A 13,848-nucleotide genomic window follows, 5' to 3' on the forward strand; every position below is an offset into this window, starting at 1 on the left:
TCTACAGCGCCGCGAACGCCTCGTCGACCATCTCGCCCGTCGCCGCGACGATGTCGGCCATCTCCTCGTCGTCGGGAGCGAGGCCGATCAGGCGCCCGATTTTCATGATGCTGACGTGGTAGACGGTCTGGACGCCCGGTTCGGTCTCCCAGACGACGACGTTACACGGGAACAGCGCACCCATCCGGCCGTCGCTGGCGTCGAGGACACGGTCGGCCATCGCGGGGTTGCACGCACCGAGCACGTAGTAGGGGTCGCGGTCCGCGTCCACCTTCTCGTTCAACAGGTCCGACGGCGAGAACTCCACGGGAATCCCGAATCCCGCCGCCTCGAACGTCTCGCGGACGTGTTCGACGGCCGATTCGTGGCCCATCTCCAGAGTCGTGCGCTGTTCCCCGACTGCTTCCGGGTCGATGGTCGACGGATCGATTGGGAGTGACATCGGTGCTGGTAGGCGGGCCGTGCGGAAAAGCGTCGCTCCGGCTGAGCAGCCAGGAAGGTATCAGACCGTATGCACCGGAATGGGCGATGTCTGCACGACGCGGCGCGCCGTGTTGCCGACGAGTGGCTTGTCCGGATCCCGCTTGCCGTATTTCCCCATCGCGATGAGGCCGATGTCGTTGTCGACGGCGTAGTCGACGATGGTCTCGTCGGGGATGCCCGTCACGCCGGCCGTCTCGCAGTCGACACCCGCCTCGCGGGCCATCTCACAGACCTCCGCAGCGAACTCCTCGCCTTTCTTCCGAATGCGCTCTTTGGTCTCCGCGATGTCGCTCGGCACCGCCACGTAGTCGGCGTCGCCCATGTCGATGACGTAGAGCGCCGTCACCCGGCCGCCGGTGTCGTCGACGAGGTCGATGGCGTGTCGTGCCGCGTTCCGTGCCGCCTCGCTCCCGTCGGTCGGGACGAGAACATGATCCACCATAGTCGTCTCCATCCCTCACGGCGTGCAGTCTTAAGTTGGGGACCTACACGGGAAGGAGAGCGACGGGACCGCCGTCGGAGGCGCTTGATCAGTCCTCGGCCGTCGCGACGGGGCGGGTCCCGATGACAGCCCTGATTTCCGACAGGAACGTCTGGCGCGTATCGAAGTAGGTCTCGTCGACGGCGTCGAGAATCGAACCGAGCGTCTGCGGGCCGTCCGGCGTCCGGATCGTGGCGTCGCCTTCCTTGGCTCGGACGGCGCTCGCTTCCTGTGGCCAGGTGAGTCGCGAGGCCACGCGGGCAAGCGGCGCACCCTCCACCGGAGTCCCCTCGCCGAGTTCGACCGCTGGCCCTTCCTCTTCTGCCTCGTCGTCCGCCTCGTCTGCCATATCGCGCGTTTCTGCCGCCCGGGAGTTAACGTCTTCGAACCGCGCGGCAGGGCGGCGGCGTCACACGCCCGTCTGACGTAGGGTTTTGTGGGTGGGTTGTGTAGCGCTTTCTATGACCAGTCTCGGGGAGGTCTACCACGGGGACGACCGGAGCGGTCCGAGTCTCCGGCAGATATACGCGGGGGGGAGCCTGTTCCTCGTCGGCATCGTCCTCGTCGTCGCCGGCATCGTCGTCGCCACGACCGATCTGCTGATCGGCGGTGGAACCACCCTCTTCGACATCCGGGAGTACGGGGGGATCCTGGCCGGTCTCGGCGTCCCGGCGGTGTTCCTCGGCATCTCGGCGGTCCTGCCGGCCGAGCGCTCGACGCGCGCCGCGGCGGGCATCGGCGCCAGCGTCGCCGTCCTCGGCGTCGCCCTGTTCGCCCACGCCTACCCCTGCCGGTGGTCCGGCGCCAGCTGTGCGCCAGGGATGGTCGACCTGACTCTCCCGACCGTCGGCGTCTACTTCCTCGGCGCGCTCACCACGTTCTGGTGTCTGTTCGTCGGCATCGCCAACTTCAAGACGCGAAACGATCCCGGCGGCACCGTCACGATGGACGTGACCCGCCAGGGGCAGACGAAAGTGATCGAAGTCGATCGCTCGTCGGCGAAAGGCAGCGTCGGCCTCGGCGGGAGTGCGTCGACGCCGACCGGCACCGTCAGCGGGCAGGTGAGCGACGGCGGATCCACCGACGACGACATCCGCGAGGTTGCGTCGGTGTCCGGTGACGCTGGTGGCACCACCGGCCAGACGAGTACCCAGTCGCCGACATCGCCGTCGGGACCGTCCGCCGGCGCCACGACCGACGAAACCTGGAAATCCACGGAAGTGACCGCCGACGCCGCCGACCAGTACTGCGGCAACTGCGAACACTTCGAATACGTGCGGACCGAACGCGGCATCCAGCCCTACTGTGGCTTCCACGACGGCGTGATGGCCGACATGGACGCCTGTGAGGACTGGAGCGGGCGCTGATCAGGCCAGCCGTCGCCGCACGTCGTCCCAGTGACTCCCTTTCCAGAAGTACTGTCCACAGTCCCGACACCGATAGACCGCCGTCTCCGACGGGTCCGGAGCGTACGCCGGCGTCGAGTCGTCGACGGGGTCGAGCGGTCCGTTACACCGACCACACCGCGTCGGCGTCTCGGGCAGGGTGAGCGACACGTCCGCCGCCCGGAGTTCGTCGAGCTGGGCGCCGACCGACCGTTCGGAGAGCAGGATGGCGTCGTCGGTTCGGCTTGCGAGGTCGGCGTCCCGCGTGAGCAGCGTCCGCTCCTCACGACGCGCCAGGTCGTGGACGGCGTCGTCGGCCTCGACGCCGCGGTCGAGGGCGTAGGCCGCGTCGTGGCCGCACATCCGGAGATACGTCGCCAGTTTGCCGAGCATCGCGTCGAGCAGGAATCGACCCATCAGTGACAGAAGTCTCCGAGGGCGTCGGCCGACCGCGTGTTGATCACGTCGGCCGCTTCGGCCCAGCCACGCCGGGCCGTGTGGACGCCGTAGCGACGGAGCGCCAGTTCGCCGGTGCCGTGGGCGTCGGTGCTGATGGCGATGCGCGCGCCGGCCTCGGCGGCGGCCCGGACTGCCTCGTCGCGCAGGTCGAGGCGATGGGGGTTGGCGTTGATCTCCAGGGCCGTCCCGGCGGCGGCCGCGGCGGCCGCGAGGCGGTCGATAGCCGGATCGATCCCGGGACGGTCGTTGATGCGCCGGCCCGTTGGGTGACCCAGGATATCGACCGACGGATGTTCGACGGCGCGCACGAGTCGGTCGGTCGCGGCGTCGGGGTCCTGTCCGAGGGCGCTGTGGGGGGACGCGATCACGATGTCGAGGGCTGCGAGGAGGTCGTCGGCGACGGAGATGCCGCCCTCGCTGTCGATGTTGGCCTCGACGCCGTGGAACACCCGAATATCGGTGTCGCGAGCGTCGGCGACGGCGTCCATCTGCTCGCGGAGCCGGTCGTCGGTGAGGCCGACGCCGCCGACCATCCCCGGCCCCGTGGCGTGGTCGGTGATGGCGATGTAGTCGTCGCCGCGGTCCGCGGCCGCCGCGACCATCGTGGCGATGGAGTCGGTGCCGTCCGACCACTCGGTGTGGATGTGGAGGTCACCCCGGAGGTCGTCGGTGTCGAGGAGATCAGGGAGGTCGTCTCTGCGGGCCGCTTCGATCTCGCCCCGGTCCTCGCGGAGTTCCGGCGGAATGTGGGGCAGGCCGAGCGCCGCGTACATCTCCGCTTCCGTCTCGCCGCCGACGCGTCGGCCGACGCGCTGGCCGTCTCCGTCGCTTTCGGCGTCGCTCTCGACACCGCTCACGTCGAAGACGCCGTACTCGTTCAGCTTCAGGTCGCGCTCGATGGCGATGTTGCGCAGGTGGACGTTGTGGGCCTGGCTGCCGGTGAAATACTGGAGTGCGGCGCCGAACTCGTCGGGCGCGACCACCCGGCAGTCGACGCGCATCCCGCGGGCCCGGACGCTGGCTTTCGTCGTCCCGGATTCGATGACGGCGTCGGCGGCGTCCCAGTCGCGGAAGGCGTCGATGGCGTCGACGCCCTCGGCGCTCGCGACGAGGACATCCACGTCGCCGATGGTCTCGCGCCACCGGCGGAGCGACCCCGCGACCTCCGCGCGGGCAACCGGGTCGGCGGCGCGGAGGTGGTCGAGCAGCGCCTCGGCGACGGGACGGGCGACGCCCAGGAGTTCGCGCTCCTGGGCCTGGCGGGCGAATGGAATGTTCTCGAGGATGTTCGACTCGGTTTTCGCGCCGAACCCCGACACCTCGCGGATCTCGCCGGCCTCGGCGGCCGCCTCCAGTTCGTCGAGCGTGGTGATGCCGAGCGCCTCGTAGAGCGTGCCGACCGTCTTCGGACCGACGCCTTCGACGCTCGTCAGCGCGGCCATCTCGACCGGGAGTTCGTCGCGAAGGTCGTTCAGTTCCGCGATCTCCCCGGTCTCGACGTACTCGACGATCTTCGACGCGAGCGCCTCGCCCACACCGTCGATCTCCTCGACGGCGTCCTGTCCCTCGGCGACCAGCTCCTCGACGGGACGGGGATAGTCGCGAACGTTCTCGGCGGCGCGGCGGTAGCTCTGCGGTTTGTACTCGACGCCTCTCGCCGCCAGCAGGTCGGCCATCTCCTCGAACCGGGCGGCGACATCTTCGTTTCGGGTCACGGCCGCCCTCGCGTGTTGTGGCTGGTGTCGTCGTGACCCAGCGCCTTCCGGAGGAACTTCATCCAACGCTTGCGGTCGGCGGCCTCCTGTGCCTCGGCCTCCCGTTCGAGGTCCGACGGGCCGAGCCCTTCGAGAGCGGTGAGCGCGCGGTCGATGCCGATGATGCTCCGGACCAGTCGCTCGCCTTCCTCGTAGCTCACCTCGCCGTCCTCGATCCGTTCGAGACGTTCGAGGCGTTCGCGTCGCAGGTTCTTCTTCGCGTTCTCCACGCGTTCGCGCTCGCCCTGGGGCACCGTCTCCCGGCGTCTGATCTCGAAGACGAACGCCTGGAGATCGACCTCCTCGCTCTGTACCGTGATGGTCTCGGGGATGTCCGCGCCGACCGTGGCCCCCTCACGGTTGACGCGTTCGAGGAGCTGCTTGCGCTCGTACTCTTTCACGCCCCCTCGTAGGGAGCGTCGTCACTTCGCTCCTTCGCTGTCGGCGTCCGTATAGGGCTCCTCGATATCGGGGTCGCCACCGAGGGCGGCGCCGGCGCGTCGCGTGACGAAATCGAAGACGACGACGACTGGCCAGAGCAGTTTCTGGACGAGACGAACCGGGCCGGCGACCACGAGCGCCCACTCCTCGGCGTTGCCCAGGCCGTACGATTTCGGCAGGATCTCGCCGAAGACGAGGACGACGCTACTCGCGACGACGGTTGTCAGCGCAACGGCCGCCCCGCCCGAGACGTACTCGACGAGGATCACCGCGAGGATGCTGGAGATGGCGATGTTGACGACGTTGTTGCCGACGAGCAGCGTCACGAGGAGTCGGTGGGGGTCGTCACGCAGCGCCGACAACACCGTGGCGCGGTCGTCGCCGGTGGCGACGCGGTCGGCGAGCCACTCCCGCGAGAGCGAGAAGATGGCGATTTCGGTGCTGGAGAAGAAGGCGCTCAGCGACAGCAAGGCGACCAGCGCACCCACGCGAACGGCAGTTGAATCGAGGGGTATCACACTAGATTACACGGGAAACGGCGACAAAAGCGTAGGGACGCCGAGACAGAAAGTTCTTGTCTCGGGCACGACCATCCCCGGGTAATGGATCGTTCCGGCGACGACGCCGGCGTTGAGGTGAGCGTCGTCCTCCCCGCGTACAACGAAGCGGAGACCATCGAGGCGACGGTGGAGACGACGCTCTCGACGCTCGCGACGTTTCTCCCGTCGGGCACGTTCGAGGTGCTCGTCGCCGAAGACGGCTGTGACGACCGGACACCGGAGATCGCCGACCGCCTCGCCGCGGACGACGACCGGGTTCGCCACATCCACAGCGACGAACGCCTCGGCCGCGGTGGGGCGCTAGAGCGGGCCTTCTCGGCCGCTCGCGGCGACACGCTGGTCTACTTCGACACCGACCTCGCGACGGACATGCGCCACCTAGCGGAACTGGTCGAACGGGTCCGGTCGGGCGAGGCCGACGTCGCCACGGGGTCGCGCTGGATGCCCGGCCGAGTCGCCGACCGCCCGGCGAAACGGGGGGTTCCCTCGCGGGTGTACAACGGCCTCGTCCGGTTGGTGTTGCGGTCGCCGCTCCGCGACCACCAGTGTGGGTTCAAGGCGCTCAGCCGCGAGGCGTTCGAGCGCCTTCACCACGACGTGCAGGACGAACACTGGTTCTGGGACACGGAACTGCTCGTGCGCGCCCAGCGCGCGGGCCTGACGGTCGACGAGTTCCCCGTCGAATGGGAGCCACAGGGCGACACCAAGGTCGACCTGGTGCGAGACGTCTTCGGCATGGGGAGTCAGATCCTCAGACTGTGGTGGCAGCTGTCGGTGAGCCCCCGCATCACGCGGCGGGTGAGCGTCGGCGCCGGGGCGCTGTTGACGGCGCTCGCGCTCGCGCTGATGACGCTGTATCTCGACCCGCAAGCGGTGCTCACGGAACTCGAAGGCGCCGACCTGCGACTGGTGGCGCTGGCCGGTGGCGTCTACCTGCTCTCGTGGCCCCTCCGGGGCGCCCGCTACCGCGACATCCTGCGCGAACTCGGCTATCGCGAACGGCTCGGCTTTCTCACGGGCGCGGTGTTCATCAGCCAGACGGGGAACCTCGTCTTCCCGGCACGCGCCGGCGACGCCGTCCGAGCCTACGTCGTGAAGGCGCGGCGCGGCATCCCCTATCCGACCGGGTTCGCCTCCCTGGCCGTCGAACGCGTCTTCGACCTCCTGACCATCACGGTGCTCGGCGGGACCGTCCTCGTCGGCTACGTGCTCACGGGCGCGACGGGCGACGTGGTCGCGGCAGTCTCCGAGGGCGTCCCCGGCGTCAATCCCCGGAGCGCGCGGATCGCCCTGACCGTCGCGGCCGGCGTCGCGGCGGCGGCCGTCGTCGCCGTCGCAGCCATCGCGGTCAGCGCGCGCCGCGACGGCAACCTGATCCGGCGGGTCGTCACGGGCGTGAGTTCGGACTCCTACGCCGACTACGTAGCGAGCGTGCTCGAACGGTTCGTGGCCGACGTACAGACGGTGGCGGCCGACCGCGGGGCGTTCGCGCGGGTCGGCGTGAGCAGTCTCGTCATCTGGGCGCTCGATGTCGTGACCGCCGTGCTCGTCCTCGCGGCGTTCGAGGTGGCGCTCGCGCCGGCGACGCTCGTCGCCATCGGCTTTTTCGCGGTGAGCGTCGGCAACCTCGCGAAAGTGCTCCCGCTCTCGCCGGGCGGAATCGGGCTTTACGAGGCGGCCTTCACCCTCCTCGTCGCGGGACTGACCCCCGTCACTGGCGCCACCGCCTTCGGTGCGGCCGTCCTCGATCACGCAGTCAAAAACCTCGTGACGGTGATCGGTGGCGTCGTCTCGATGCTCGCGCTCAACGTGTCGCTGACGGCCGCCGTCGACGAGACGGCGGGGACGGCCGAGACCGATCCCGAACCCGACACCTAAGACGGATTCGTGTAACTGTCTTCCGGTGAGTCGCCAAGACGGGTCGGCGACTCACCGGTACTGACTTACACTACTCCGTATAAAACAGGTCGGCGAGGCGCTCGGCGCCGTCGAGCAGGTTCGGACTCGGCTGGTTCAAGAGCGCGTCGTCGACGGCGTGGACCGCGGGGTCGATGTCCCATTCGCGGTCGGTGAACGTCGTCGGATCGACGCGTGACCCGTACCCGCAGAGATGGAGAACGACGTGGTCGGGGGCGGCTTCCTCGACCGCCGCACGGGAGACTTCTCGGGAGCGGTCGCCGCGATCGACGAAGGGGTGGTGCCCCCCAGCGGCGGCGACCACCTCGGGCACCCAGTTGCCGGCCGCCATCGGCGGGTCGGCCCACTCCTCGCAGTAGACCGTGGGTCGGGCGTCATCCGGCGTCCGGTCGCGGAGACGGTCGAGGCGCGCGCGACTCCGGGCGGCCAGGCGCTCACCCGCGTCGGGACGGCCGACCGCCCGTCCGAGCGCAGCGAAGCCCTCGATGACCTCGTCGAGCGTCCGCGGATCGGCGTGATACACGTCGAACCCGCGGTCACGGATCGCATCCCGCACCTCGGCCTGGAGCGCGTCGCTGGTACAGATTAGATCGGCGTCGAGCGACGCCAGACGGTCGAGGTCGGGGTCGAGCCATCCGCCGAGGACCGCCGGGTCCACGTCGTGACCGTCGAGTTCCGACGGACAGTGGGCCGTGACGCCGACGAGGCGGTCGGCAGCGCCGAGGTCACGGAGCGTCGCGGTGACGGCCGGTGCGAGCGAGACGATGCGACGGGGCATGGTCAGGGCGACGGGGCGGACGGGTATGAACGTCGCGGCGGGCGGCGAGACCGACACCGATACTTGCCGGGGAGCGAGAGAGGGTGGTGATGCGGACCACGCACGACCTCCGGGTCGGGGATGCGGCGGCGATGGACGACGTTGCCGACGAGTCGGTGAACCTCGTCGTCACGTCGCCGCCGTACCCGATGATCGACCTCTGGGACGACCTGTTTGCGGCCCGGGATCCCGACGTGGAGGCGGCGCTTTCGGCGGGCGACGGCGACGCCGCCTTCGACCTGATGCACGACCAGCTCGACGCCGTCTGGGCGGAGATCGAACGGGTGCTGGCGCCGGGCGGCGTCGCCTGTATCAACGTCGGTGACGCGACCCGCACCATCGGGGGCGAGTTTCAGCAGTTCCCGAACCACGCCCGCGTCGTCGACGCCCTCCGTCGGGAGGGCCTGACCCCGCTTCCGGACGTGCTCTGGCGCAAGCCGACCAACAGTCTCACCAAGTTCATGGGGTCGGGGACGCTGCCGCCGAACGCCTACGTCACGCTCGAACACGAGTACATCCTCCTCTTCCGGAAAGGCGGGACGCGCTCGTTCCCCCCGGGCGACGACCGCCGCTACGAAAGCGCCTTCTTCTGGGAGGAGCGCAACCGCTGGTTCTCCGACCTGTGGGAGATCCGGGGCGAGGAGCAGGCGCTCGCCGACCACGAGGAGCGCCGGGACCGCTCCGCGGCCTTCCCGCTCGAAATTCCGCTTCGCCTGATCCGGATGTTCTCGGTCCGGGACGACCGGGTGCTCGACCCCTTCGCCGGGACGGGAACGACGGCGCTCGCGGCGATGCACGCCGCCCGGAACTCGGTGGGGTACGACCTCGACGAGGACCTGTTCGCGGCGCTCGACGACGAGGTGGACGGCCTCCCCGCGGCATCCACCCGGCGTCTCGCCGACCGTCTCGACCGCCACCGCGAGGCCATGGCCGACCGGGACGGTGGCTACGCGGCCGAGTATTACGACTTCCCGGTCGTGACGAAAGCGGAGCGACGGATCCGCCCCTACGCGGTGGCGTCGGTTTCGGAGGAGTCCGCAGGCGGGGGGCGGCGGTACGTCCTCGACCACGCCCCGTTCGACGGGAACGACTTTACCGACGCTCACGAAGAGTGAAGCATGGAGTTCGATTCGCTGGTACTCGCGGCGGCGACGGCCGACCTCGGTGACGAACCGGCGGCGCGGCCCCACGCCGACGCCGTCGAGTTTCGGATGGATCTGGCGACCGAGCCGCTGGCGGCACTGAACGAATACGACGGCGACCTGTCCCTGATCGCCACGAACCGCGATCCGGCCGAAGGCGGCGAGGCCGACGGGGCGGAAGCGGAGCGACTGGCGGCTCTGGAGTCGGCGAGTGCCCACGACGCGGTCGGCGCGGTCGACATCGAACTGTCGAGTCTCCGCACGGACGCCGGCGCGGCCGCGGCGACGACGGCGCGGGCAAACGGCGCGAGCGTCGTCGCCTCGGTCCACGACTTCGAGGGGACCCCGCCGGAGTCACGGCTGGTCGACCTGCTGGCGACGGCCGCCGACCGCGGCGACGTGGGGAAACTGGCGGTGACGGCGACCGATCCCGGCGACGCTCTGGCGGTGCTGTCGGCGACGCATACGGCGACGCAGCGCGGGAACCGGGTCGCGACGATGGCGATGGGGGAAGCAGGCCGTCACACGCGGGCGGTCGCTCCGCTCTACGGGTCGAAGATCGGGTACGCGCCGGTCGACCCCGCGGAAGCGACGGCGCCGGGCCAGTACGACCTGGCGACGCTCGCGGATCTGATCGAGCGACTTGGGCCAGGAGTATAAGCGGATGCGCACCGATACGGGAACCCGATGGGCAATCGGAAGGCGGTGATCGCGGTGGCGGTCAGCGTCGTCGGCGCTACCGCGGGTATCGCGGGCGCGGGCCACGCCTACCTCCGGGAGTGGGGTCGCGCGTTCGCGTGGTTCTCGTTCGTTATCGGGACGGGGCTCGTGCTGATCGCGACGTTTTCGGACCCGGAGACCGCGACGGTGGCGACGCTCCCGCCCCAGGTGACGGTGCCAGTGATCGGTCTGCTGGCGCTGAACACGCTCGATGCGTACCGCGTGGCCCAGTCGTCACCGTCCGAGGGGACGACCGCGTCGTGTCCGACGTGCGGCCGTGATCTGGACCCGGAGCTGTCCTTCTGTCCGTGGTGTGCTGGGTCGGAAGAGAAGTGATCGCGACTACGTTCGCAGGAAGTAGACCTGTTTCCGGGCGTCCTTGAAACTGTAGCGCGAGCCGACGATGTCCGACTCCTCGAGTCGGTTCAGCGCGTACCGAACCGTCCGGTCGGGGAGCAGCGACTCTTCAGCGAGTTGCCCTTGCGAGAGCGGCGAGTCGCTTTCCAGCACTTTCGCGACGAGTTTCGCGCTGGGCGGCAGTTCGCTCAGGCGTTCTCGATATTCGGTGGTAGTCAGCCGGTCATCGCCGATCGAGTCCGCTGCTGTGGTGCTCATACCCGAACGTCCGAGTCGGTAGTGGTAAAGGTTATCTCCATATGCGTGAAAACACACGAGATACCTTATATGTCATTAATTACAAAAAGGGATCGCTCGGCGCGGCATCCAGTACGTTTTAATCTCCGGGCGAAAAGACGGCTAGCGTGAAAGGAGAGGAGTGGTATCAGGCCGACGAGGTCGCGCAGGAGTACGACGCCAAGCGATTCTCACGGGGTGGGCGCCTGATCGACCGCCGCGAGAAGCGGGCCGTCCTCGAAGCGTTGAGCCCGATCGAGGACCGAAAGGTGCTCGAAATCGCGTGTGGTACGGGCCGGTTCACGGTCATGCTGGCCGAACGCGGCGCAGACGTCGTCGGTCTGGATATCTCCTCGGCGATGCTGTCCCAGGGGCGGGAGAAGGCTCGGTCGGCGGGCGTGGCCGACCGCATCGAGTTCCTGCGCGGGGACGCCGCCCGACTGCCGTTTCCGGACGATCATTTCGACACCGTGTTCGCGATGCGCTTTTTCCACCTGGCGGACACTCCCGCGAAGTTCCTCGCGGAGATGTCCCGGGTCTCGAAAGAGCAAGTCTTCTTCGATACGTTCAACGACCGGAGCACGCGCGTCATCTACAACTGGCTGCTCCCGATGGGGTCTCGCCTCTACGGACGAGCTGAAGTCGAGCGCCTCGTCGACGGCGCGGATCTGACGCTCGACGACGACAGCCACGACTTCGTCCTGCCGTACGGGTTCTACCGAAAGATCCCCAACCGACTCGCGGGCGCGTTCCGGAGTCTCGACACCGCTATCGGTGAGACGCCGCTGGGCGACCACCTCGCGTCGGTGTCCTACTGGGATACGCGCGTCTAACGGGAATCGTTATATTCGCGGAGTCGGTGTGGTCGGATATGGACCTCTCGGTAGTGATACCGACCCTCAACGGTCGGGACCGACTCGCGGCCTGCCTCGACGCGCTGGCCGCCCACGTCCCGGGCGCGGAGGTCGTCGTCGTCAACGGGCCGTCGACGGACGGCACTACCGGGATGATTCGCGAACGCGACGACGTCGACGTACTGGTCGAAGTGTCGACCCGGACGGCGAACGTCGCCCGCAACGCCGGCCTAGAAGTCGCCACCGGCGACGTGGTCGCTCTCTTGCAGTACGATCTGGTGGTCGAACCGTCGTGGCTGGAGGGGCTTCGGGAGGGGGTAGAGACCGCAGCGGTGGTCACCGGGCCGACACACCGCACCCTCGGTGGGGGGATGACGACCGAGGAGTCAGAGCACCAGCGGGTCGGCACCCGCGAGGTGACGTATTTCAACGGCGGCAACGTGGCCTTCCGGCGCCCGGTTCTCGACGCGCTGGACGGCTTCGACGAGTATCTCGAAACGGGCGGGGACCGTGACCTCGCGCACCGACTGGCCGGCCTCGACTACGAGGTGGACTGGCGGCCCGAGATGGGCGTCCGGCAGGAGTACTCCGCCGACGGCGGCGTGACGGTAGACGACCGTGGCGCGGAGTTCCGGTCGCTCGCCTATCGCCTCGTCAAGAACTACGGCATTCGGCCGGCCGCGGCGACGGGGACGGCCAGTCGAGCGGCGCGAGACGCCCTGACCGCCGCGCGCGACGTCCTCCGCGGCGATCTCGAACCGACCGAGTGGATCGGCGCGGGCCGCGACGTGATCAGCGGCGTCGCCCGCGGCGCGGCGGACGGCCTCCTCGCTCGCGTGAAAGACCGGTCGCCGGCCCGCAATCCCAACGGCATCGCCGACCGATCCGACCGGATCGTCGCCCGCTACGACTGGCGGTAGGTATCGACGGGACGGAGACGGACGCGGTCCCCGACGGCGAGACCGAAGCGTTCGTCGCCGCGGCCGTCGTTGACATCGCATTCGACGTAGCCGTGGCTCCCGACGGTGACCAGCGGGTCGCCGGGAGCCACGACCGCGAACGTCTCGGCGACGGGGACGCGGTCGCCGTTGATGGTCACGGCGTCGTGACCAGCGAGGAACGCCCCGGGGACGTTCGTGATGACGTTGCCGAAGTCGTCGACGGCGAGGACTTCGCCCACGGCCTCGCCGGCGTCGACGGTCGCGTCGGAGAGGCGGCAGTCGACGGGCGATCCGATCCGCGTCAGACGGTCGTGGTCGGTGAGCGTCCCCTCGCGAACCGCGTCGTGCATCTCGGCCGCGAGCGGGGCGAACACGTCCCGGCCGTGGAACGTGGTGGATTCGGGCGCACCGGGGTCGGCGTGGAACCACGTCACCTCGGCGTCAGCGTCGGCGGCGATGCGACGGACGGCCGGCACGAGGAGGCCGTTGTCTGGGCCGACGAACGTGTGTTCGCCCGCGCGGGCGACGAGGACGCCGCGGTCGGTCCCGACGCCGGGATCGACGACGGCGAGGTGTGTCGCCGGGGGGAAGGTCGGCAGCGTCTCGCGGAGCCAGAACGCCGATTCGCGGACCGACCCCCGGGGCAGGTCGTGACTCACGTCGACGAGGCGGGCGTCGGTTCGCCGGAGGATCACGCCCTTCATCGCGGCCGGGTACGGCGAGCCGAAGTCGGAGGCGAGCGTGATCATACGTCGTTGGCGTCGGTCTCGCTCACGCGCTGGATGCGCTCGATACCGTCGATTTCCTCGATGACGCCGACCACGGGGTCGGGGACGAGATGGCGCCACTCGCCGCCCTCGATCATGCGCTCGCGGAGTTCCGACCCTTCGAGCACTTCGCGGTTGAACATGGGGGACTGCCGCACCTCGACGCCAGCCTCCTCGAACAACTGGATGACGAGCGGGTTGTTGGAGTACGCGACGTCGAAGGTGGGAGACATGCTTCGGACGTGACTTGCCCAGACGGCGTTGCGGTCGAGGTCCTCGATGGGCACGGCGTAGGTCGTGAGGTCGAACTCGGCGAGAGCTTTCGTGACCATCATGACGCGTTCGCCCGCCGTGAAGGGGTTGTGCGTCGAATGGGAGTGGCCGGCGCTCCCGATACCGAGGACGAGTTCGTCGACCTCGGAGACGATCTCCTCGACCATCCGGTGGTGACCGTCGTGATACGGCTGGAACCGGCCGATGTAGAACCCCCGCAT

18 protein-coding genes are annotated in these 13,848 nt (G+C 68.9%); 7 read left to right on the forward strand and 11 right to left on the reverse strand.

The genetic code is table 11. From position 1 onward, the window contains the following. Position 1: 1 nt before the first annotated feature. The 3 genes from MXB53_RS10695 to MXB53_RS10705 form a co-directional block, all read right to left on the reverse strand. Complete coding sequence (locus MXB53_RS10695) at positions 2-442, reverse strand: DUF302 domain-containing protein (protein WP_248897432.1); 441 nt, start codon at positions 440-442, stop codon at positions 2-4. A gap of 60 nt (positions 443-502) precedes the next feature. Beyond that, positions 503-925, reverse strand: a complete 423-nt coding sequence (locus MXB53_RS10700; RefSeq protein WP_248897434.1) for a universal stress protein — start codon at positions 923-925, stop codon at positions 503-505. A gap of 88 nt (positions 926-1,013) precedes the next feature. Next, positions 1,014-1,313 carry a DUF5789 family protein gene (locus MXB53_RS10705; protein ID WP_248897436.1) on the reverse strand — a complete coding sequence of 100 codons (300 nt, stop codon included), beginning with the start codon at positions 1,311-1,313 and terminating at the stop codon, positions 1,014-1,016. Positions 1,314-1,425: 112 nt separating this feature from the next. Between MXB53_RS10705 and MXB53_RS10710 the strand changes: the two genes are divergently transcribed. Further along, complete coding sequence (locus MXB53_RS10710) at positions 1,426-2,331, forward strand: cell division protein CdpA domain-containing protein (protein ID WP_248897438.1); 906 nt, start codon at positions 1,426-1,428, stop codon at positions 2,329-2,331. Here MXB53_RS10710 and MXB53_RS10715 read toward each other — a convergent pair whose 3' ends face one another. The 4 genes from MXB53_RS10715 to MXB53_RS10730 are packed head-to-tail and all read right to left on the reverse strand — an operon-like array spanning position 2,332 to position 5,518. Continuing rightward, positions 2,332-2,766 (reverse strand): DUF5615 family PIN-like protein, encoded by a 435-nt coding sequence (locus MXB53_RS10715; RefSeq protein WP_248897439.1) that lies wholly within the window; start codon positions 2,764-2,766, stop codon positions 2,332-2,334. After that, positions 2,766-4,523, reverse strand: coding sequence for a DNA polymerase/3'-5' exonuclease PolX (gene polX, locus MXB53_RS10720; RefSeq protein WP_248897441.1), 1,758 nt, complete (start codon positions 4,521-4,523; stop codon positions 2,766-2,768). The genes MXB53_RS10715 and polX overlap by 1 nt, the downstream gene beginning before the upstream one ends. After that, entirely contained in the window at positions 4,520-4,963 is a 444-nt protein-coding gene (locus MXB53_RS10725) for a DUF5788 family protein (RefSeq protein WP_248897443.1), read from the reverse strand. Before MXB53_RS10725 ends, polX begins: the two co-directional genes overlap by 4 nt. A gap of 21 nt (positions 4,964-4,984) precedes the next feature. Further along, the gene (locus tag MXB53_RS10730; RefSeq protein WP_345779726.1) at positions 4,985-5,518 is read right to left on the reverse strand and encodes a CNNM domain-containing protein; all 534 of its coding nucleotides are present in this window, start codon (positions 5,516-5,518) and stop codon (positions 4,985-4,987) included. Positions 5,519-5,605: 87 nt separating this feature from the next. On the opposite strand from MXB53_RS10730, the gene MXB53_RS10735 reads away from it, so the two are divergent. Continuing rightward, complete coding sequence (locus MXB53_RS10735) at positions 5,606-7,441, forward strand: flippase-like domain-containing protein (RefSeq protein ID WP_248897447.1); 1,836 nt, start codon at positions 5,606-5,608, stop codon at positions 7,439-7,441. A 70-nt stretch (positions 7,442-7,511) separates the two neighbouring features. Here the strand turns inward: MXB53_RS10735 and MXB53_RS10740 are convergent, their stop codons facing one another. Next, complete coding sequence (locus MXB53_RS10740) at positions 7,512-8,264, reverse strand: helical backbone metal receptor (protein WP_248898107.1); 753 nt, start codon at positions 8,262-8,264, stop codon at positions 7,512-7,514. 83 nt (positions 8,265-8,347) lie between these two features. Between MXB53_RS10740 and MXB53_RS10745 the strand changes: the two genes are divergently transcribed. The 3 genes from MXB53_RS10745 to MXB53_RS10755 are packed head-to-tail and all read left to right on the forward strand — an operon-like array spanning position 8,348 to position 10,495. Further along, positions 8,348-9,412 (forward strand): DNA-methyltransferase, encoded by a 1,065-nt coding sequence (locus MXB53_RS10745; RefSeq protein WP_248897449.1) that lies wholly within the window; start codon positions 8,348-8,350, stop codon positions 9,410-9,412. Positions 9,413-9,415: 3 nt separating this feature from the next. Further along, entirely contained in the window at positions 9,416-10,099 is a 684-nt protein-coding gene (locus MXB53_RS10750) for a type I 3-dehydroquinate dehydratase (protein ID WP_248897451.1), read from the forward strand. A gap of 27 nt (positions 10,100-10,126) precedes the next feature. Continuing rightward, entirely contained in the window at positions 10,127-10,495 is a 369-nt protein-coding gene (locus tag MXB53_RS10755; protein WP_248897453.1) for a DUF7575 domain-containing protein, read from the forward strand. 6 nt (positions 10,496-10,501) lie between these two features. Here MXB53_RS10755 and MXB53_RS10760 read toward each other — a convergent pair whose 3' ends face one another. Further along, entirely contained in the window at positions 10,502-10,774 is a 273-nt protein-coding gene (locus tag MXB53_RS10760; RefSeq protein WP_248897455.1) for a winged helix-turn-helix domain-containing protein, read from the reverse strand. Positions 10,775-10,920: 146 nt separating this feature from the next. Between MXB53_RS10760 and MXB53_RS10765 the strand changes: the two genes are divergently transcribed. Both MXB53_RS10765 and MXB53_RS10770 read left to right on the forward strand, forming a co-directional pair. Next, positions 10,921-11,625, forward strand: a complete 705-nt coding sequence (locus MXB53_RS10765; protein WP_248897456.1) for a class I SAM-dependent methyltransferase — start codon at positions 10,921-10,923, stop codon at positions 11,623-11,625. A gap of 38 nt (positions 11,626-11,663) precedes the next feature. Further along, positions 11,664-12,566 carry a glycosyltransferase family 2 protein gene (locus MXB53_RS10770; RefSeq protein WP_248897458.1) on the forward strand — a complete coding sequence of 301 codons (903 nt, stop codon included), beginning with the start codon at positions 11,664-11,666 and terminating at the stop codon, positions 12,564-12,566. On the opposite strand, the gene MXB53_RS10775 is transcribed toward MXB53_RS10770, so the two are convergent. Beyond that, entirely contained in the window at positions 12,551-13,336 is a 786-nt protein-coding gene (locus MXB53_RS10775) for an SAM hydrolase/SAM-dependent halogenase family protein (protein WP_248897460.1), read from the reverse strand. The genes MXB53_RS10770 and MXB53_RS10775 overlap by 16 nt on opposite strands. Then, positions 13,333-13,848 (reverse strand): nicotinamide-nucleotide adenylyltransferase, encoded by a 516-nt coding sequence (locus tag MXB53_RS10780; RefSeq protein WP_248897462.1) that lies wholly within the window; start codon positions 13,846-13,848, stop codon positions 13,333-13,335. The genes MXB53_RS10775 and MXB53_RS10780 overlap by 4 nt, the downstream gene beginning before the upstream one ends.

Source organism: Haloplanus sp. XH21, assembly GCF_023276355.1.
GTDB lineage: Archaea > Halobacteriota > Halobacteria > Halobacteriales > Haloferacaceae > Haloplanus > Haloplanus halobius.